This window comes from Peribacillus sp. TH14, assembly GCF_016651145.1.
In the GTDB taxonomy this organism is placed as follows: domain Bacteria; phylum Bacillota; class Bacilli; order Bacillales; family DSM-1321; genus Peribacillus; species Peribacillus butanolivorans.
The window spans coordinates 2,628,302-2,646,911 of record NZ_JAEKEK010000001.1 but is presented as its reverse complement, the minus strand read 5'-3'; the positions used below and the strand labels follow the sequence as shown (position 1 = coordinate 2,646,911).

The window sequence follows — 18,610 nt, the reverse complement described above, 5'->3', positions numbered from 1 at the left end:
GATTGATTTAAACAACAGGCCGCAGCTTCAGCCTGCATTGAATAGGCTGGTAAAAACTCTTAAACTTGACCCGCGAAACCCAGCCTTCGCTGTTTTATTTGAGCGAGGGCTAAGCTTTGATAGTTGATTTTCCTTTTATTTCTCCAAGTTCAGACTGTTAATATACTCTAAGCTTTCTGGACTTTTCACCACTTTTGCAGCTTGACCTGGATCTACCTTTGTTTGTTTCATGTTGTAGAGTTTATAGGTTAGAACTCTTTTCGTTGACTCGTTAATTCGCTCCATAGGAACTTCTCCTGCTTTCACCGCTTCAAGTAAACCGTTATATACCTCAAGCTCATGCGAATATTCATGACAGACCAATAATAAATCCGCTCCTGCAAGGATTGCTTCTTTCCCCATATCTTTATAGGAAAAATACTTATTCACTGCGCCCATTTCCAAATCATCCGTGACGACAAGCCCTTCAAATCCAAGTTTCCCCCGAAGCAAGTCTTCAATGATAACCTTGGACAGGCTTGCCGGTTTTTCTTTATCATAAGCTGGATATTTAATGTGGGTCACCATAACGAAAAACTTTTGGTTATCCATTTCACTAATAATTTTCTTGAAAGGATAGATATCTGAGTTTTCCAGATCGAGCTGGTTTGCTTCCACAGAAGATGTTTCGACATGCGGGTCAATCTCGCTGCGTCCGTTTCCTGGAAAATGCTTCAAAGCTCCTGTAACGGAAGCATCGTTCAAGCCTTGAATCGCTTTCGTTCCGTATTGATAAACCTTTTCTGGATCTTTTCCCAGTGAACGGTTGTCCGTCTTTGATAAATCCAGAACAGGAGCAAAATTTATATTAATCCCCATAGAGTTCAGTTCTGTCCCGTTCAATTTTGCCACCTTGTACATGTCTTCGACAGAAGCATTTTCCCCAAGTTCCTGTTGCGAAGGGATTGGCGATACTCGTTCCCTCATTCGGATTATGTCTCCGCCTTCCTGATCGACGGCTACCATAAGCGGAAGGGAATTCTTACTGCGATCAGCCGATTGCTGAAGCGAATTGGATAACTTCGCCACTTGTTTTGGCGATTTCATATTGCGGTCAAAATAAATGACGCCCCCTATATGTTTTTGTTCGATTAGCTCCGTAATTTCACTGTTCTTTTCAGTTCCTTTGAAACCGACCATCATTAGCTGTCCAATTTTTTCTTCAAGTGTCATGTTTTCAAGCAATTCTTCTATTTTTTCATCAGTATCTGTGAGGACATTGATGCCGGTTTCTTCCTTACCGCCTTGCTCTTTCTCTTTATCTGCTGTGTTTTCTACCTTCTCGGTTTCTTTGGATTTCGTATCCATATTTATTTGAACGAGCACCACCGTTAATAACGAAATGATAGCAATGAAGAGCAGTACGATATACTTATTTTTTTTCTTCATTGTACTTTTTTATCCTTTAGTTCCATATCAGAATCCGCAAGCTTCCTTCCGGAGATTCCCTTCATTAGATACCCCTTGCTTCCCCATATATGGACTAACGTTTCGCCCTCCTTACAGTCCTCGTTGAAAATATCAAAAGAGACTGTCGTTTTACTATTCTTCATTAATTCTCCTTTTACTAATGACACTTCATCACTCATATTGTCCGTCATTCCTTTTCTGCTAAATTTATTTTTTCTTTTTAGGCTGTACTGCTTAAATTGTATTTTCCATTTGTTCTCTCTTAATAATGTTCATAAATGACCTATTCTATTTCTTCCTTAGGAATTTATTGTATAAAGCATAAGCCACGTACCCCATACTATACATACCCCAATACAAAGGAGATACAAACCCTTATGGACGGAATCTTAAAGAATCTTGCCGATACTATTAGTCATGCAGTTGTTTATGCAAAAGAAAAAGTAACAGACATCACAAGATCAACATCTGTTACGATTTTGCAGTTGAGTGAGCATATTATGAATCAGCCTGAAACCAAGCAAATAGAAAAAGACCTTTTAGGTATAGTTTATTCTTTTTATCATTTACAAAAAGAAGATGTTTCGTATTATTTGGAAATGAAAAGCTCACATATTCTACAGTTGGACGTGTATTCTCACGACCACACGATTGTTTCTTACCGGTCTTATCGCGATCATTCTAGCTTACCCACTCCAATAAAATTTCCAAAAAACCTTTTATCCGAATTAATATCCTGAATCGTTTAAATATAAGTATATCCACAAATCAACAACACAGAATCAGAAGCTAAGGTAGATAATAAAAAAAGCTGATATCCCACCACATTGGGGATATCAGCTTTTTTGAACTTTATTTGAATTGTGCACTAGAAACAAAGGTAAAACAGGATCTAACTAGAGTAAGAAAAACTGATCTCTTTCTCTCGATATCCAATTCTCAGCATCTTCATTATCCTTTTTAACTAGTCGGTTAACGAGGATATCATGCCAAATGTAGTTTTCTAGAAAATTGATATGAACCGGATCATCTGTGTAAAACGCTGTTTCTCTTTCTTCAGAAGAGGGGCCGTAAATTGTCTCCTTGCCATCAATGGATAAGATAAACCATTTGTTCTCTCCAATATTGTCTACATAACTGGTTTTACGATGAATATCTATCCCTGGTAATGGGTTGTCAACTTGAAAAACAATACCTTTGAGATTACAATACGCTGCTGTATCTTTTAGCTCTTGTTCAAGTTTCTCATACATCTTATCCCATATGGAAACAATCACTCTTTTCTCAGCTTTTTGTAATAAAGTACGACAAAAGGATAGAATATGCCGTTCTCCTTTAAGAGTCATTACACGGTTATCGGAAATGGGCTCTGTTTTTTCAAATTGCTTTAATGTATCACTTATGGATTGATAGGTATTGTTCCATTTTGTTTGAACAGATTCTAAAAATACATCGACAGGTAAAGGTGAATATTGAACCGAATCATTAATTTCTTCTTTTAACACGATTCCCTCTTCTTGAAGCCCATTTAATATTTCATAGATACGCGCTCTAGGAATTCCTGATTCCTTGCTCACTTGATAGGCACTTGTTGGTCCTTGACGTACCAAAGAAACATAAGCCTTTGCTTCATATTGACTAAATCCTAGAGACTGAATTTTTTGAATGATATCTTGCATAGTACCTCCTAGTGCAATTAGTAAGTTATATCTATAATACCAAATCTCTATTTGAAAAGTTAAGAAGTTATAAAATCGTAAAAGTCTTATTTACATGGATAAATTTTTTAGTTACTATTTAAGTAGTAACTAAAAAAATGTCTTACTCTAATTTTTTTAGTAAAGTAGATAACTTTGGATTAAGGAGCCCCCATCAGCGAGTGATTCGTCCTTAATTCTATTGATACGGAGGTTTCTTAGATGGAAGATATTAATATTTCTACACTTTTGTTGTTAGTATGTTTCGGATTTCTAGCAGCATTTATTGATTCTGTAGTCGGAGGCGGAGGTCTCATTTCTATACCTGCTTTATTATTTTCAGGTCTCTCCCCTACAGCGGCAATTGCTACGAATAAATTGGCCAGTTCAATGGGATCTTTAACAAGTACCATTGCCTTTATCCGTTCAGGAAAAGTCGATTTTCAATTAGTAGCAAAGTTGTTTCCTCTTATTTTCACAGGGTCCTTACTAGGTGCCTGGGTAGTCAATTTTGTCTCACCCGAATTATTAAAGCCATTGGTATTAGTTCTCTTAATAGCCGTTGCTATTTATACGATTCTAAAGAAAAACTGGGGACATGAATCGACTTACCAAAAACTCTCTTTGCAAAAAGCCCTACTATTTTCATTTACTATATTTGCAATTGGTTTTTATGATGGATTTTTAGGTGCTGGAACAGGATCCTTTATATTATTTGCCTTTTTGATTATTGGTTTCGATTTTTTACACTCAGCGGGAAACGCAAAATTTCTAAACTTCGGAAGTAATATTGCGGCGCTCATCATGTTCATTTTTCTTGATGCGGTCAACTTTTCCTATGGGATACCGATGGGGATATCTATGATAGTAGGAGCTTTAGTAGGTTCTAAATTCGCCATTAAGAAAGGAGTAGCATATGTAAGAGTGTTATTTATCTTTGTTACTGTTTTCTTAATCATAAAAAATATTATTGATTACATAAAAATTTTGTAATCGTTTAAAAGCCCTTACCCTTTAGTTAAATTAGACTTAACATGTTTTTCGATTTGATTACACTCTTTCACACCTCTAAATGTGACATATAGGAATTATTTAGGTATATGATAGATAGATATAGAATGTGTGGAAAGGTGTGGTTGGTGATGAGTGAAAAGTGGAATGGTGAAGAAATGGTAGATATAACTGGGAAAACGATTGTGATTACCGGAGCTAATAGCGGTATTGGCTTTGAAACAGCCTTTGTGCTCGCTAGTAAAGGGGCAGAGATAATTCTTGCGGTTCGGAATGCTTCAAAGGGCGAAAAGGCTGTCGAAAGAATTACCTCCGTCTACCCTAAGGCGGACGTACGAGTGATGCAGCTCGATTTAAGTGATTTAAGCAGCATTCGTCATTTTGCTGATTCCTATTTGGAAAACTATGACTCACTTTCTGTTCTTATCAATAATGCAGGTGTCATGATCCCGCCTTACAGTAAGACGAAGGACGGTTTCGAGCTACAATTAGGAAGCAATCATCTCGGTCATTTTGCTTTGACAGGTCTGCTTCTTCCGTGTATTCTCTCTACACCAAAATCGAGGGTTGTCACATTAAGCAGCTTAGCCGCCATCAATGGATTTATTGACTTCGATAACTTAAATGGTGAAACTAATTATAAACCCATGAAATACTATGGGCAAAGTAAGCTCGCCAATCTTCTCTTCGCCCGCGAATTACAGAACAAGTTCAATCAGCACCAAGCCGACTCGATTAGTGTTGCCTGTCACCCTGGCCTTGCTCATACGAATCTTATGTCACGCGGATCAGGAAGACCGGTAAATAAGTTCGTCCACTTTCTTTCCAAAACTATCACCCAGCCTGCAAGCATGGGGGCGCTTCCGACTCTGTACGCCGCGACGGAACCTACCTTAACAGGCGGAGAATACATCGGACCCGATGGAAAGAAAGGCAGAAAAGGCTTTCCTAAAAAAGACGATATTATTAATACTTTATATAATGAGGAAACCTCGAAGAAATTGTGGGATATTTCGGAAACTATGACAGGTGTCAAATATAGTTTCACCGCAGACATATACAATAAATAATCATCGAGTCAATCACTTATAAAACATTCATTAAAAGAGCAATTTTCAATGCTCTTTTTTATTTTTCCCTTTTCAATAGAATGGGTGAGCCTATAAAAGAAAGAAACTAAAAACATTAAAGAGGTGCGTAAATGCTTAATAATGAAAAAATCACTTTATATCCACTATTCTCAATGAAAGCAAAAGAGACCGAATGAATAAAAGGCAGGCAAGTTTTTATCTCAAATAGGTTAGCTGTTGCCTCCCCCCTCTCATCTTCTTTCCGGATATGCTATGCGGTCCACACTAACATGGATTTTAAGACCAAAAAAAGAGGAAGCATAATGCTTCCTCTTTCTACATCCATTATTCAGCGTCAAAAACTTCGACTTTCTCCATTTTGTCGCCATTTTTCATAGCTTTAGCTGTTTCAAGTCCAGATGTTACTTTACCGAATACCGTGTGGACACCGTTAAGATGTGGTTGCGGTGCGTGAACGATAAAGAATTGGCTTGAGCCAGTGTCTTTTCCAGCATGTGCCATAGATAGGCTGCCTGCTTCATGTTTATGAGGATTTCCTACAGTTTCACACTTGATCTGTGTGCCGCTTCCGCCTGCACCTGTACCTGTTGGATCTCCACCTTGGCTTACGAAACCTGGGATGACACGGTGAAATACTACGCCGTTATAAAATCCTGTGTTCGCTAAGTTTTCGAAGTTAGCTACTGTGTTTGGTGCTTCGTTCGGGAAAAGATCGAATTCGATTTTTTCTCCATTTTCCATAAGTATGTATCCTTTTTTAGCCATGTAAAACATCTCCTTTAATATAAACTGAATCAAACCTTATAGTAACATTTTTAGAAGAAGAAAGAAAAGATAGAGCCATTTATTTCGAATTCAATCATTATACAGCTTACCGTCTTTTCTTATATAATTAGAATGATTTAAATCAAAGGGGGAACTAATTATGGTACAACGATTTGATGCATTAGTCGTGGACAAGCAAGAGGACCAATTTTCCGTTAGCATACAGGGACTAACACTTGATGACTTACCTCAAGGCGAAGTGCTCATCCGCGTTCATTATTCAGGTGTGAATTATAAAGATAGCCTAGCTAGCATTCCGAATGGAAACATAGTCACAAACTATCCAATTGTTCCGGGAATTGATTTAGCTGGTGTCGTCGTTTCATCAGAGAATCCCCATTTTAAAGAGGGAGACGAAGTCATTGCGACTTCCTATGGAATCGGCGTTTCCCAATCCGGGGGCTATAGTGAATTTGCCCGCGTTCCTGCAGAGTGGATTGTTCCACTTCCTGAGGGCCTTACATTGAAAGAAGCGATGGTTATCGGGACGGCTGGTTTTACTGCGGCCTTATCGGTTCTCCGTCTAGAAGAAAATAACCTCACTCCTGATCAAGGAAGTGTTCTCGTAACTGGTGCAACAGGTGGGGTCGGCAGCTTTGCAGTCTCGATACTTTCCAAACTTGGCTATTCGGTTGAGGCGAGTACAGGAAAAGAATCAGAACACGGGTACCTTAAGGAAATTGGTGCCTCAACAATTGTATCACGTGAAGATGTCTACAATGGCAAGCTTCGGGCACTAGGCAAACAAAAGTGGAGTGGTGCGGTTGACCCAGTTGGCGGAGAACCACTTGCTTCTGTCCTTAGTCAAATTCAATACGGAGGTTCTGTTGCGGTAAGTGGATTAACAGCAGGTACCAATCTACCAGCTACTGTCTTTCCATTCATCCTAAGAGGTGTTAATTTACTCGGAATTGATTCCGTGAATTGCCCAATGGATACGAGATTGAAGGTTTGGCAGCGACTCGCTACCGATTTTAAGCTGGCACATTTAGAACAGCTCATACAACGGGAAATTACCCTTAAAGATTTACCGGATGTCCTTCCTACCCTTTTAAAAGGGGAAGCAAGAGGCAGAACAATCGTTAAACTATAAACCAAAAAGTGACGAGAGCATTGACTTCTCGTCACTTTTCATTGTGAATTTTTATCGATAGGGAGAATGATATCAACGATGGTTCCTTTTCCTACTTCACTACTAAATTGGATTTCACCCTTATGCTCATGAATGATTTTAGTACTGACCATGAGTCCTAATCCTGTTCCTTTTTCCGTTGTACTATAAAAAGGCTGTCCTAAATGCTTTATACGCTCTTCTGAGATTCCACTACCCTGATCAATAAAGGAGATAACTATGGATTCCCCTTCATATTTTAACTGAATATGCAGTTTCCCTCCTTTAGGCATTGCTTCTATCGCATTATTAACGACATTAGTAAACACCTGTTTTAACTGAGTAGGCTCACCAAGGACCCATGCAAAATTCTTTTTATATTCTTTGATAATTTCAACGTCATTTATTATCGCCTGAAACTCGGCTAACATAATTACACTGTCTAATATATCGGTAAGCTGAATCGATTCCCAAACCTTCGCTTCAGGCTCTGCTAAGCTCAAAAATTCATTGGCTAAAATTTCAATTTTCTCAACTTCACTTACAGTCATTTCAAGATAGTCCTTTTTATCAGGGCTTTCTCTCAATAGTTGTAAAAATCCTTTAACCGTTGTTAACGGATTCCTTATTTCATGTGCAATACCCGCAGCCATCTGCCCCACCGCAGATAGCATGTTAGATTTACAAAGTATTTCTTCTGTTTTCTTACGCTCGGTAATATCTCTGCAAAACACCTGTATGGCTGGACGGTCCTTATAAATAATCGGAAGTCCAAGTGTTTCTCCATAAAATTCTTGTCCATCAAGTCTAATGAACTTTTGCTCCAATAAATCAACTGCTTTATAATCGTCTCTCATTATCTTGATTCGTTTTTTTACAGTTTCTAGAGAATCAGGGTGAACGAACTGAAAAACGGACATGCCAATAATATCATCTACACTATCCATACCTAGCATTTTTGCCCCCATAGGATTCATATACTCAATGACCCCATTACGATGCACAAAAATCGCTTCAGGTGATACTTCCACTAAACTGCGATACCTTTCTTCACTTTCCTTCAAGGCAGCTTCAGCAAGCTTTTGATCCGTGATATCCCGATAAACGAAGGACAATGCACTCGGCTCATTTTTATTGTCTCGGATAGTAAAAAGGGAGATGCTCACATTGATTAACTGGCCATCTTTTCTTTGTCTAACCGTTTCAAAGCCTTTCTTTTGTTCCCCTTCCCTAACCTGGCTATGCAATTCATTTACTGACTCCTTCAAGAATTCAGGAATAATCGGAAACGGCTTACCTATTATTTCATCATTTTTCCAACCAAAAAAATCTTCAAAAGCAGAATTAACTTGAAGGGTTTTTCCTTCCAGATCAACGATAGAAATGGCGTCCGCATTATTCTCCATGAAAGACTTAAGTTGCTCTGCGATTTCCTCCGACTGTTCTCCCATTTGCCTTTGCCCATAATTAACAAGCCTTTTACTCATCAATTTTTTTATTCCTTTCTTATCCGGAAATTTACTGTCTCAATTTTACAGTATCAGTAAATCATTTGCTAGTTTTAGCATATGATATTTTGATTACATAATTGACACACAAAGAGGCCAAACCTCCATATAAGGTTCAGCCTCTTTTCTAAAATGTATTATAAATATTTTCACATTCTGTACCTGTGGGTTCATAAAAACAATGAAGCTTAAAACGCCCTACTAAAGGCTGGTTATACCAGGTTGCCGGACAATCTCCCGGTGGCCTGAAGTACCATAGGCTAAATTTTGAAGGCCATATCCTTTCACCATTTACACTACGACGCGCAAGTCTTTTTTCTCTCTCTCTTGCTCGTTGATAAAAATAACCTTTTTGAACAGCTTCGAAGGCATGTTCCTGATAAACCATATCCGGAATCGTTCTTAATCCTAAAAAATCGGAACAGTTCGACCTTATTCGGTTGACTCCAACATTCCCAATCATCAGCATGCCTTGATCACCTTCGCTCTCACCTTCAGCTCTAAGCAACCTTGCCAACAATGCAATATCAGAATCCGTATGTTTTACGACGGCCATTCTATCACCTCCACTTTTTTTATCCTATGCCTAGTGGGTAGAAAAATGACTTCTTGATTTAACAAAACCTTCATACACACTACATGCCCTTTCAACAATGCGGCACTATACTTAAGTAAGGCTGGATAGCACGCGTGGCTATCAAGGTATTTGGCGAAGGCGGGGCCAGTACTAGTACTTTTTATACATATAAAAAAGACGACACCCAATGTGCCGTCTTTTCCAGTTTCCCATCAATCCTGCGGATCAAAAGCTGCTTCGAACGCTAGGGATACCTTTTCGAACTCCTCGTCCGTTTCGATATCGATTAGCTCTCCTTCACCCTCGACTCTGAAAAAGAAAATATCAATATCATCCTCTGTATCTTCTTCAATATCTTCAAGCAAGCCCACTGCTACATATTCCGTTCCTTCTACATCTAATGATCCTAGAACTTCAACTTCATGGCCCTCGTCATTGTCATCAGTAAGGGTGAAAACTTCACCTTCTCGAATTTTTCCCATAATATCTCTCCTCTCATATCCATTAATAATGGCGTTGTTCCCATAGTATATCTACTATTTCATATAGAAACAAATTTTTGCTTACAAAAAGATAAATTCTTTTCTTTCTTTGAAATATGTCACTATAGCCTCAATATATTTTTCGTATTCCCCTGTCCTTAACAAATGACTTCTCCACTATACATGTGTAGACAATACTTTTTCTTCATTAAATATTGTCTATTGATTTATCGATCACTTTTCACGATTTACCAGTCCATTCTTCCTTCATTAATCATTTTTTTAATAATCAGACAAACACTACCTCAAATTGTAATTTTATTACGAATAATGTTATATATACTAGTATTAGCATATTGCACCTAAACAGAAGGAGGAAGTTCCTTGGCTATAAAAAGAGTCGATCATATTGGAGTTGTTGTTAGAGATCTTGAAAAATCCATAACCTTTTATCAGGATGTTTTAGATTTAAAATTGAAATCGCGGGTGCCACATACAGATGGGGTAATCCAACTAGCATTCCTTGGATACAATGATTCAAACGAAACAGAAATTGAATTAATTCAAGGTTATAGCGACACGCTGCCATCCGAAGCAACAATTCATCATTTTGCCATCAGTGTCGATGATATAGAAGAAGAATATGCTCGGATTCAAGGCTTTGAAAACGTCGAGCTAATTGATCAGGAAATTGTTACCCTGCCCAATGGTTATCGCTATTTCTACATATATGGACCAGAAAAAGAATGGATTGAATTTTTCCAAAGATAATTATTAATAAAAAAGCAGAGTTGCTAAAACTTCTGCTTTCTTTGCGTTGCATCATAAAACACCTCTCTTTTACAGCAATGCTGAAATATATGGCTATATCATACCTACTAAAGGAATCCCCCTTCTCTTTAACCAAAATAAAAAGAACCTTACAGGTTCTTTCAGACTGTAGACAAACTCGATGAAAATCGAGTTTGTCTACAGTTTTTTTGAGGGGTTGTAAAAATTCGACGTTGATTTCCACTCCAGGCACTCGCTTTCCGCGGGCGGTCAGGGAGCCTCCTCGGCGCCTTTGCGCCTGTGGGGTCTCCCTTGGACACGCATTTCCCGCAGGAGTCTCGCACCTTCCGTTCCAATCAACTTTGTTTTAACAATTAGATATAACCACTTTTGCCTACAGTCCTTTTTGTTTTAATATAGAAGTATTAAAACTTGAGGTGATGACGATGCTTTCGAAACATAATTCTATTCAGCGAGATCAACTTGAAATGATTACTTTGGATCAACTGGTGCCAGCGAACCATTTGGTTCGTAAAATTGAGGGGGCCATTGACTTCACTTTCATTTATGACTTGGTGAAAGATATGTATTCAGAGATAGGGCGCCCAAGTATTGATCCAGTTATTTTAGTTAAATTGACATTCATTCAATATACCTTCGGTATTCGTTCGATGCGTAAAACGATTGAAGAAGTTGAAACGAATATGGCTTACCGTTGGTTTTTAGGTTACGGTTTCCATGATAAAGTACCTCACTTCTCAACGTTCGGGAAAAATTATGAGCGTCGCTTTAAAGATACAGACCTGTTTGAACGGATTTTTTATCGTATCTTAATGACAGCTTCAGAAAGAAAGTTAATAAGTGCAGAGCACGTATTCGTTGATTCAACACATGTGAAAGCCAGTGCGAATAAGCGAAAATTCGAAAAGAAAATCGTTCGTAAGGAAACACGAGCATATCAAGGACGCCTTCAAGAAGAAATAAATCAAGATCGTGAAAACAATGGAAAGAAGCCTTTTCCACCGGATAAATTTGATAAAGAAGAAACCAAAGAAATTAAAGAAAGTACAACTGACCCTGAGAGTGGCTACTATGTAAAAGATGAACGAACAAAACAGTTTGCCTATTCATTTCATGCGGCTGCGGACCGCAACGGTTTTGTGCTGGGGACGATTGTAACACCGGGAAATACGCATGATAGTCATATCTTAGAGCCTCTTGTTGAACAAGTGATTGAGAAAGTTGGAAAACCTGAAGCTGTTGCCGCAGATGCAGACTTACAAAACACCAGCCATTACAAGCTACCTTTTTGGGAAAGAAATCACACCAGCTTTACCCTATACACGTCCACGAACAAAAGAAGGGTTCTTTCGCAAGCATGACTATGTTTACGATGAACATTTTGATTGTTATCTCTGCCCATCGGGCGAGATTTTAAAGTACTCAACAACAAATAAAGAGGGCTATCGCGAGTACAAATCACCCAAACACACTTGTGCGACATGCTCATTTTTATCACAGTGTACAGTAAGCAAAGACAATCAAAAAGTGGTGACACGCCATATCTGGCAAAATTATATGGAAGAAGCAGATCATCTGCGTCATCACAAGGATGTAAAACCTATATATGCGAAACGTAAAGAAACAATAGAGCGTGTATTCGCAGATGCAAAAGAAAAGCATGGTATGCGTTGGACTACTTTAAGGGGACTTAAAAAATTGTCGATGCAGGCGATGCTTACTTTCGCTGCCATGAATTTAAAGAAGATAGCCAATTGGACATGGCAAGGTCCAAGAATGGCTTAATAAAGTGGGCTCGTAGAGGCCCAATCTCTTATTCTTGAGCAAAATTCAAAGGGAATTTCAAAAGGGGTCCGGAATTAAAACATTCCGAACCCCTTTTGTCTACAAACTGAAAGAACCTTACAGGTTCTTTTTTGGTTTAGTTGTTAGAATGCATATTTGAATAACCCATAATATAACGGTCCAAGACAGACGACTAATGTGATTGCAGTCAATAATTTACTAATAGAATCAGGTAATTCTTCTGCTTTCTTATCACTATTGTAGTTTTTGCTCATAAAGCTGAAAATAATATCCCATAGCAAAGAACCAACAAATACGCATTTCCATACCAGAGGTGTAAGGATAGAGGTTTTCGTTATGTACCCAAATAACCCTACCCAAGTGATAATCGAAATGACAAAATCCATTTTTGCAAGAGAGGTTTTATAAGCACCTTTAATGAGAAAACCAATCGCGGCCGTTCCTAATATTCCTAAATAAATCATCCAAAATATATGTCCCATTTCTCATTCCTTCTTCCCTATGATTCTTCAATTATATGAAGAACCAAAGGAAAAGGAAATCTCTTAATAATTGAAGCCATTGTCCAAACGATGTAAGCAGAAGTTTTGCGTACAAGAACCACTACATCCACGAACATTCGATACAGGATTCAATGAAATAAAAAAGGAAGTGGTGTGAGGACTATTACGAATAAAGATGATTCAAGGGACCCTACCCCTGAATCACCTTTGCTTTTATCCCCGTTATTACCAGCTTGCCTTTTTGACACCAGGTAAATGTCCTTTATGAGCGAGGTCTCGAAAAACAATACGTGACATGTTAAATTTGCGCATATACCCACGCGGTCTTCCTGTTACTCCACAACGATTGTGAACACGTGTTGGTGAAGAGTCTCGTGGGAGTTTGGCCAATGCATCAAAGTCCCCTTTCTCTTTCAGTTCCCTACGGATCTCTGCATATTTTTCTACCATCGCCAACTGTTTTTGTGCTTTTACTACTTTAGATTTTTTGGCCATTTGAATCTCTCCTTTATTAAAATATAGAGAATGTTATTTAGGTTATATAATTCTATAAACTGTTCACGATTCGTTCCGCTACCTATCTTTCTTCATAAAACATAATCATTACGATTTAAAATTCAAAATTACTTCGTTTCACGGTGAAGCGTGTGTTTCTTTAAACGCGGGCAGTACTTTTTCAATTCAATTCGATCCGGGTTATTCCGCTTGTTTTTCGTTGTGATATAATTTCGGTCCCCTGTTTCTGTGCATGCTAAAGTGATGTTTACTCTCATCTTTGTTTCCTCCTATTTAGTTTTTTAATGAACTATTTCCGTAAAAGCAGGTAATGGATCTTCATACTGAGACCAATCCTGCTGCAACTCTATTTCCGTCAACAAGCATTGATCTAATTCATTTTCGATTTCCTGTTGATTCATTTGAATGCCAATCATCACTAGTTCCGTCATCCGGTCTCCGTAAAGATCATCCCAGCTTTTCAACAATTCAGGTTCATCCTGCAATATCTGCTGTTGTTCATCTTTAGGATAAGCTGCAATCCATTTACCTGCTCCCTGGATCATTAATGACGGTCCAGCCTGTGATAGCAGGCCTGCTGTATCATTTCTCGATGCCAACCAAAGGAAGCCCTTTGCCCTCACCACTTCCACCGGCCAACTTTCTAACCACGTCATCAGCCGCGATGGATGAAATGGCTTTTTCCTTCTGTAAACGAAGGAGGCTATCCCATATTCTTCGGTTTCTGGAATATGCTCTTCATTTAATTCCTTTATCCAGCCTGCTCCTTGGCTCGCCTTTTCAAAATCGAACAGATGGGTGTTCATGACTTCTTTTAGCGGCACCTGGGAATGACTCGTTTCAATGATCCGCGCATCAGGATTTATTTTTTGAAGAACCGCGTTCAATTCCGCAACTTCTTCTGCTTTCATTAAATCGATTTTATTTAAAAGAATCACATTAGCGAACTCTATTTGGTCAATCAATAGATCAACCACTTCCCTCTGATCGGCCTCATCGGTTGCCTGCATTCGATCAATAAGAGTTTCCCCTGAAGCGTAATCCTGCCAAAAGTTCTTCGCATCAACAACGGTAACCATCGTATCGAGCCGACAAAATTTTGATAAATCAATTCCCACGTTTTCATCAACATACGTGAAGGTTTGAGCGACTGGAACGGGTTCACTGATACCAGTCGATTCAATCACAATATAGTCGATATTACCTTTTGTGGACAGCTTTTCAACCTCAATCATTAAATCCTCACGAAGTGTACAGCATATGCAACCGTTCTGCATTTCCACCAACTTTTCATCTGTCCGAGTAAACCCTCCCTGTTTGACAAGGGACGCATCAATATTGACCTCACTCATATCATTGACGATGACCGCAACCTTCAGATTCTCTCGATTTTCAAGGATATGATTCAGCAGCGTCGTCTTTCCCGCACCAAGGTATCCACTTAAAACCGTAACGGGGATTTTCTTATTTCTCATTCACAAACACTCCTTAAACATATCTGCATTTTAAATCCATTCACAAATCAAAATCATTACGATTTATACCATAGGATTACTTTCTGTTTAAATCCACCCCCTTATAATAAAACGTAATCATTACTATTTGCAAGTTTTTTTAAAAATTTTATTGATTTCAATTTTCCTTCCATTACACCTTTTTTAATAGTATAAGAATCATAAAAATAAAAATAAATGGAGGCCCAATCACACATAACAGCATGTGTAAAGAACCTCCAGTGTTATTGTCATATTCACATTAAGCTACATCACCAATTTTAACCTTATTCCACCATTTCCAACTCTGAAGATTTTACTGTCTCTTGTTCAAAAGATTCAATCTCTCGTTGTTTCGCCAGTTTAGAAGCTTGTGACACGGACCACGTTAAATTCCCAAAGGCAATCACTGTCCCTACCGAGATAACTAACACCTTTTTACAAAGTATTTTCTTCAATAGCAACCTCCTGAAAATGTATTGGAATACTTCAAATATAAACCAACAATGTTAACCTAACATCAAGAAACTGTAAATGTACGGACTTATTTTTGTACTTTAGATGTAACAAAAAAAGCTGATTGCATAGGCAGTCAGCTTTTCATAGTTGATTCTTATTATTTATAAAACACTTTGTCGATATTGTATTTTGCATGAAGTTTGTTGATCATGTACGTTTCATAGATTTCACGTTCCATTGCGTCTTCTACAACAAGAATGTCAATTTTTTTGACTTCATTACGGTGTAACTTAATCGGAGAAACATTATCCTCGAAATGTTTTTTGACTCTTTGTCTTAATTTACGTGCTTTTCCGACAAAAATCAGCTCATCATTTTCGTTATAAAACATGATGATGCCGCCTTTATCACGGGGAATTAAATGAAAATCAATGAACCCGTAAATTTCTGGGATGATCGCTTCGTCTCCCTCTATTACTTGTTTCCTTTGTTTAATGCTTATATCCGCTGCAGGGATCTCAATATTTATCATTAAAAATCACGTCCTCTATTTGTGTAAGGTAAAACTTCCAACATTGGGCCTGTTTACCCTTTGATGGTTAATATGCACAAAACCAAAATTGCTGCGCCCTGTGTCAACGCCTGGCAACTTACGCCCGGCTCTGCTTTATTCCTAAAGGTAAATGTTATCATAATTATGAAGGAAAAGCCATGCATGCCTTATTTGAGCGTTTATAAGCGATATAGATTGCAATCATGGAAATCAGTGAAAGAACACATATATTAAAAACCTATATCACGGTCCTATGTATACTTTACCCCAACATATAAAGAAGAAGACCCGTTAAGAGTCTCCTTCTTTATCAGAAATATCCGTTACCACTTGTGAGCCTTTGCATTACTTTTTAGTTTAATGTTTGTTTGCGATTCTTGCGTATGGCCATTTACTTGAGACTTGGAACGCTTAGGTCTTGTCCAGTTATGGTGAAACTTTTGAGAATGTGGATCTAATTGATCTTTATAACTCATTCTGTATCACCTCATCAATAGGATTTGGATATTCTGTACACGTGATAGGTCATCCCTATCACATGTCCTAGTATTTGATTTTTGCAAGGCATTCATACACCACTATTATTAAAAAGTAAATTCCATGGACTTACCTTTTGAAAGGACCTTCCCTTGACTATCAATCGCATCACTTGTCATAAAGGAAATTCCCTTCACATCTTTAGCACTTAGAATGAAACCAATGTTCCCCTGCTTTGAGCCATTTCCTTCTATTTCCCCGTTCAGCTCTTCTAAGTAGATGTCATCTTCCCATGTCATATGTTTCCCACTGTCAGTTTCCAGAAAAGCAACCGGGGAGAACATAACGTTTTTCTCTGAAGTATTTTTGATTTCAACATTCACTTTTACGATATCGAATTCGTCATCATGTGTGTATCCATGAAAGAAATCAATCATACTGTAATCCGGGAAGGCATGCATCACCTTTATATCTTTGATTACTACCTCAATCGGACCGACCTTCAGAGACTCATTTGCCTTATTATAGGCCTTTAATGTTAGGTCACCTTTTGCATCGGAAACCGTTTGGCCGATTTGTTTCAGGTTAATATCATCAGGAAGTTGTGGATTCGGAACATAGACATCCTTTTTCACCAATGGTTGTGCAACTTCCTCCGTTTTTTCTTTCCCTTTCTGTTCGTCAAAAGCTGGTTGAGTGTTTAGAGCACCAAATGTGGTTAATAAAAGGGCACCAATAATTAGTTTGTTCACGGAATCCCTCCCAGAATTCATTACCTTTTCTTTAATAGATCAAAGATGATCTTAGCCTGGTCCGTATTATCAACCTGGCCGGCAAAGCGCTCTTTATATGGACCGTATGCATAGACCGGTACATCTTCACCTGTATGACCGCCGGTTGTCCACGCGGTATTAGTCCGATTATCAAATATTGCTTCTATAGCATTATCGATGTTCGTCACATTTTTTGTTTTAGCTGCATCTGAAACCGTTTTGATTTCATCTTTAGTCAGCTTGACTTTATTTTGATCAATATATTGTTTTAAAGTCTTTTCTACATCCGCGCCTTTTACGATCGCATCAGCCATAAAGTCAGGTGTACGTTTTGCAGCCTTAATCGGTTCACCGAACCAGTTATAAATACCCTTTGCTCCAATTGAGAATCCTCCAGTAGAATGGTCAGCAGTCGCCACTACCAAGGTATGCTTGTCTTTCTTTGCAAATTCAATGGCCGCTTTGTATGCTTTTTCAAAGTCCTCCATTTCACTCATCGCACCTACAATGTCATTATCATGTCCAGCCCAATCGACTTGGCTTCCTTCAACCATCAAGAAGAACCCATCTTTATCTTTGTTCAAACGCTGAATGGCTGAATTTGTCATGTCTTTCAAAGAAGGAGTTTCGTTTGGACGATCAATCATTTTCGGTAGTCCTTCTGAAGCAAACAAACCAAGAACCTGTTTATTTTTATCCTTTAACATTTGATTTTTATCGGTTACATAACTATAGCCATCTTTTTTGAAGGCTTTCGTCAAATCAATATCCGGTCGGACAAAATTGGATTTCCCACCACCTAGCAGGACGTCAATCTTATGTTTGCCATTAATTAATTCCTTATAATAATCATCCGCAATAGCATTCATGTTTTTCCGGCTTTCATCATGTGCACCAAAGGAGGCTGGTGTAGCATGAGTGATTTCCGAAGTCGCAACAAGTCCAGTCGCTTTTCCTCTTTCCTTTGCGGCTTCCAACACCGTTTTGACATTGGATTTATCATTATCAACAGCGATTGCAGCGTTATAGGTTTTCACACCTGCAGACATCGCCGTTGCCGCTGAAGCTGAATCCGTTATGTTTTGTGCAGAATCCTCTGGGTATGTCATCTGCTGACCAACCAAGTATTTATCAAACTCTGTCCTTTCTGCCACTGAAGTAGCAGGATTATCTTTTAAATACCGGTAAGCGGAGGTATAGGAAACACCCATGCCGTCACCTATCAAGAAAATGACGTTTCTAATTTCTGGTGATTTTTGTGATTTTTCCTTTGCCAACGCATCTTCATTAGTTGTGGACCATGTTAAACTTCCAATTGCTAAGGCAGAAACGAGGGTAATAGGCAAAAATCTTTTACTCAATTTACTCTTCAAAAAAATGACCTCCCATAAATTAGTTCATATATTTAATTAAACTATAAGGGAAGAAGATGAACCTAGTGTCAAGGAAATGTAAAAATGCAGCGGTTTAATTATTAAGACAGAGTA

The 18,610-nt window shown here is 38.3% G+C and carries 21 protein-coding genes and 1 pseudogene; 6 read left to right on the top strand and 16 right to left on the bottom strand.

The features are described from left to right. Window positions 1-135: 135 nt before the first annotated feature. Together nagZ and JFU50_RS12820 are read right to left on the bottom strand one after the other, a co-directional pair. Window positions 136-1,428 carry a beta-N-acetylhexosaminidase gene (gene nagZ / locus JFU50_RS12825; protein ID WP_201222796.1) on the bottom strand — a complete coding sequence of 431 codons (1,293 nt, stop codon included), beginning with the start codon at window positions 1,426-1,428 and terminating at the stop codon, window positions 136-138. Then, window positions 1,425-1,640 (bottom strand): hypothetical protein, encoded by a 216-nt coding sequence (locus JFU50_RS12820; RefSeq protein WP_201222795.1) that lies wholly within the window; start codon window positions 1,638-1,640, stop codon window positions 1,425-1,427. Before JFU50_RS12820 ends, nagZ begins: the two co-directional genes overlap by 4 nt. 186 nt (window positions 1,641-1,826) lie before the next feature. On the opposite strand from JFU50_RS12820, the gene JFU50_RS12815 reads away from it, so the two are divergent. Beyond that, a complete protein-coding gene (locus tag JFU50_RS12815) occupies window positions 1,827-2,189 on the top strand; it encodes a hypothetical protein (protein ID WP_201222794.1) in 363 nt (120 codons plus the stop codon). A gap of 156 nt (window positions 2,190-2,345) precedes the next feature. On the opposite strand, the gene JFU50_RS12810 is transcribed toward JFU50_RS12815, so the two are convergent. Next, a complete protein-coding gene (locus JFU50_RS12810; RefSeq protein ID WP_201222792.1) occupies window positions 2,346-3,128 on the bottom strand; it encodes a TrmB family transcriptional regulator in 783 nt (260 codons plus the stop codon). Window positions 3,129-3,368: 240 nt separating this feature from the next. On the opposite strand from JFU50_RS12810, the gene JFU50_RS12805 reads away from it, so the two are divergent. Continuing rightward, window positions 3,369-4,139: a TSUP family transporter gene (locus JFU50_RS12805; RefSeq protein WP_201187091.1), complete on the top strand. Its 771-nt coding sequence runs from the start codon at window positions 3,369-3,371 to the stop codon at window positions 4,137-4,139. A gap of 149 nt (window positions 4,140-4,288) precedes the next feature. Then, window positions 4,289-5,227: an oxidoreductase gene (locus JFU50_RS12800; RefSeq protein ID WP_201222790.1), complete on the top strand. Its 939-nt coding sequence runs from the start codon at window positions 4,289-4,291 to the stop codon at window positions 5,225-5,227. Between the two features lie 345 nt (window positions 5,228-5,572). Here JFU50_RS12800 and JFU50_RS12795 read toward each other — a convergent pair whose 3' ends face one another. Next, on the bottom strand, window positions 5,573-6,013 hold the full coding sequence (locus JFU50_RS12795; protein ID WP_053348803.1) for a peptidylprolyl isomerase: 441 nt from the start codon (window positions 6,011-6,013) through the stop codon (window positions 5,573-5,575). Window positions 6,014-6,173: 160 nt separating this feature from the next. Here JFU50_RS12795 and JFU50_RS12790 point away from each other — a divergent pair, with 160 nt between their 5' ends. After that, window positions 6,174-7,166: an NADPH:quinone oxidoreductase family protein gene (locus tag JFU50_RS12790; RefSeq protein WP_201222788.1), complete on the top strand. Its 993-nt coding sequence runs from the start codon at window positions 6,174-6,176 to the stop codon at window positions 7,164-7,166. A 38-nt stretch (window positions 7,167-7,204) separates the two neighbouring features. Here JFU50_RS12790 and JFU50_RS12785 read toward each other — a convergent pair whose 3' ends face one another. The 3 genes from JFU50_RS12785 to JFU50_RS12775 all read right to left on the bottom strand — a co-directional run bounded on the left by JFU50_RS12785 (window position 7,205) and on the right by JFU50_RS12775 (window position 9,751). After that, a complete protein-coding gene (locus JFU50_RS12785) occupies window positions 7,205-8,671 on the bottom strand; it encodes a PAS domain-containing sensor histidine kinase (RefSeq protein WP_201222787.1) in 1,467 nt (488 codons plus the stop codon). Between the two features lie 148 nt (window positions 8,672-8,819). Further along, window positions 8,820-9,248, bottom strand: a complete 429-nt coding sequence (locus tag JFU50_RS12780; RefSeq protein ID WP_201222786.1) for a cell wall hydrolase — start codon at window positions 9,246-9,248, stop codon at window positions 8,820-8,822. 233 nt (window positions 9,249-9,481) lie between these two features. Next, the gene (locus JFU50_RS12775) at window positions 9,482-9,751 is read right to left on the bottom strand and encodes a DUF1292 domain-containing protein (RefSeq protein WP_053348799.1); all 270 of its coding nucleotides are present in this window, start codon (window positions 9,749-9,751) and stop codon (window positions 9,482-9,484) included. A gap of 384 nt (window positions 9,752-10,135) precedes the next feature. Here JFU50_RS12775 and JFU50_RS12770 point away from each other — a divergent pair, with 384 nt between their 5' ends. Beyond that, window positions 10,136-10,522, top strand: a complete 387-nt coding sequence (locus JFU50_RS12770) for a VOC family protein (protein WP_056523096.1) — start codon at window positions 10,136-10,138, stop codon at window positions 10,520-10,522. A gap of 446 nt (window positions 10,523-10,968) precedes the next feature. Next, window positions 10,969-12,328 (top strand): annotated as a pseudogene (locus tag JFU50_RS12765) (IS1182 family transposase). A gap of 143 nt (window positions 12,329-12,471) precedes the next feature. Here JFU50_RS12765 and JFU50_RS12760 read toward each other — a convergent pair. From JFU50_RS12760 to JFU50_RS12720, 9 genes are all read right to left on the bottom strand, one after another. Continuing rightward, window positions 12,472-12,831 (bottom strand): hypothetical protein, encoded by a 360-nt coding sequence (locus JFU50_RS12760; protein WP_242485368.1) that lies wholly within the window; start codon window positions 12,829-12,831, stop codon window positions 12,472-12,474. A gap of 246 nt (window positions 12,832-13,077) precedes the next feature. After that, entirely contained in the window at window positions 13,078-13,347 is a 270-nt protein-coding gene (gene rpsN, locus JFU50_RS12755; RefSeq protein ID WP_053348793.1) for a 30S ribosomal protein S14, read from the bottom strand. Window positions 13,348-13,475: 128 nt separating this feature from the next. After that, window positions 13,476-13,625 carry a 50S ribosomal protein L33 gene (gene rpmG / locus JFU50_RS12750; RefSeq protein ID WP_053348792.1) on the bottom strand — a complete coding sequence of 50 codons (150 nt, stop codon included), beginning with the start codon at window positions 13,623-13,625 and terminating at the stop codon, window positions 13,476-13,478. A gap of 24 nt (window positions 13,626-13,649) precedes the next feature. After that, window positions 13,650-14,843, bottom strand: a complete 1,194-nt coding sequence (locus JFU50_RS12745; RefSeq protein WP_201222785.1) for a GTP-binding protein — start codon at window positions 14,841-14,843, stop codon at window positions 13,650-13,652. A 305-nt stretch (window positions 14,844-15,148) separates the two neighbouring features. Further along, window positions 15,149-15,319, bottom strand: a complete 171-nt coding sequence (locus JFU50_RS12740; RefSeq protein WP_201187105.1) for a hypothetical protein — start codon at window positions 15,317-15,319, stop codon at window positions 15,149-15,151. A gap of 158 nt (window positions 15,320-15,477) precedes the next feature. After that, window positions 15,478-15,852: a nucleotide excision repair endonuclease gene (locus JFU50_RS12735; RefSeq protein WP_053348790.1), complete on the bottom strand. Its 375-nt coding sequence runs from the start codon at window positions 15,850-15,852 to the stop codon at window positions 15,478-15,480. A 344-nt stretch (window positions 15,853-16,196) separates the two neighbouring features. After that, window positions 16,197-16,349 carry a YpzG family protein gene (locus JFU50_RS12730; protein ID WP_201187107.1) on the bottom strand — a complete coding sequence of 51 codons (153 nt, stop codon included), beginning with the start codon at window positions 16,347-16,349 and terminating at the stop codon, window positions 16,197-16,199. A gap of 108 nt (window positions 16,350-16,457) precedes the next feature. Next, window positions 16,458-17,102 carry a DUF4352 domain-containing protein gene (locus JFU50_RS12725; protein WP_201222784.1) on the bottom strand — a complete coding sequence of 215 codons (645 nt, stop codon included), beginning with the start codon at window positions 17,100-17,102 and terminating at the stop codon, window positions 16,458-16,460. Between the two features lie 20 nt (window positions 17,103-17,122). Continuing rightward, a complete protein-coding gene (locus tag JFU50_RS12720; protein ID WP_274607084.1) occupies window positions 17,123-18,496 on the bottom strand; it encodes an alkaline phosphatase in 1,374 nt (457 codons plus the stop codon). Window positions 18,497-18,610 lie beyond the last annotated feature (114 nt).

Coding starts and splice junctions, on each gene's coding strand:
- JFU50_RS12815 (WP_201222794.1), top strand. CDS start 1,827: ATGGACGGAATCTTAAAGAATCTTGCCGATACTATTAGTCATGCAGTT.
- JFU50_RS12775 (WP_053348799.1), bottom strand. CDS start 9,751: ATGGGAAAAATTCGAGAAGGTGAAGTTTTCACCCTTACTGATGACAAT.
- JFU50_RS12730 (WP_201187107.1), bottom strand. CDS start 16,349: ATGAGTTATAAAGATCAATTAGATCCACATTCTCAAAAGTTTCACCAT.
- JFU50_RS12760 (WP_242485368.1), bottom strand. CDS start 12,831: ATGGGACATATATTTTGGATGATTTATTTAGGAATATTAGGAACGGCC.
- rpsN (WP_053348793.1), bottom strand. CDS start 13,347: ATGGCCAAAAAATCTAAAGTAGTAAAAGCACAAAAACAGTTGGCGATG.
- JFU50_RS12785 (WP_201222787.1), bottom strand. CDS start 8,671: ATGAGTAAAAGGCTTGTTAATTATGGGCAAAGGCAAATGGGAGAACAG.
- JFU50_RS12805 (WP_201187091.1), top strand. CDS start 3,369: ATGGAAGATATTAATATTTCTACACTTTTGTTGTTAGTATGTTTCGGA.
- JFU50_RS12780 (WP_201222786.1), bottom strand. CDS start 9,248: ATGGCCGTCGTAAAACATACGGATTCTGATATTGCATTGTTGGCAAGG.
- JFU50_RS12810 (WP_201222792.1), bottom strand. CDS start 3,128: ATGCAAGATATCATTCAAAAAATTCAGTCTCTAGGATTTAGTCAATAT.
- JFU50_RS12795 (WP_053348803.1), bottom strand. CDS start 6,013: ATGGCTAAAAAAGGATACATACTTATGGAAAATGGAGAAAAAATCGAA.
- JFU50_RS12820 (WP_201222795.1), bottom strand. CDS start 1,640: ATGACGGACAATATGAGTGATGAAGTGTCATTAGTAAAAGGAGAATTA.
- JFU50_RS12790 (WP_201222788.1), top strand. CDS start 6,174: ATGGTACAACGATTTGATGCATTAGTCGTGGACAAGCAAGAGGACCAA.
- JFU50_RS12735 (WP_053348790.1), bottom strand. CDS start 15,852: ATGATAAATATTGAGATCCCTGCAGCGGATATAAGCATTAAACAAAGG.
- rpmG (WP_053348792.1), bottom strand. CDS start 13,625: ATGAGAGTAAACATCACTTTAGCATGCACAGAAACAGGGGACCGAAAT.
- JFU50_RS12745 (WP_201222785.1), bottom strand. CDS start 14,843: ATGAGAAATAAGAAAATCCCCGTTACGGTTTTAAGTGGATACCTTGGT.
- nagZ (WP_201222796.1), bottom strand. CDS start 1,428: ATGAAGAAAAAAAATAAGTATATCGTACTGCTCTTCATTGCTATCATT.
- JFU50_RS12800 (WP_201222790.1), top strand. CDS start 4,289: ATGAGTGAAAAGTGGAATGGTGAAGAAATGGTAGATATAACTGGGAAA.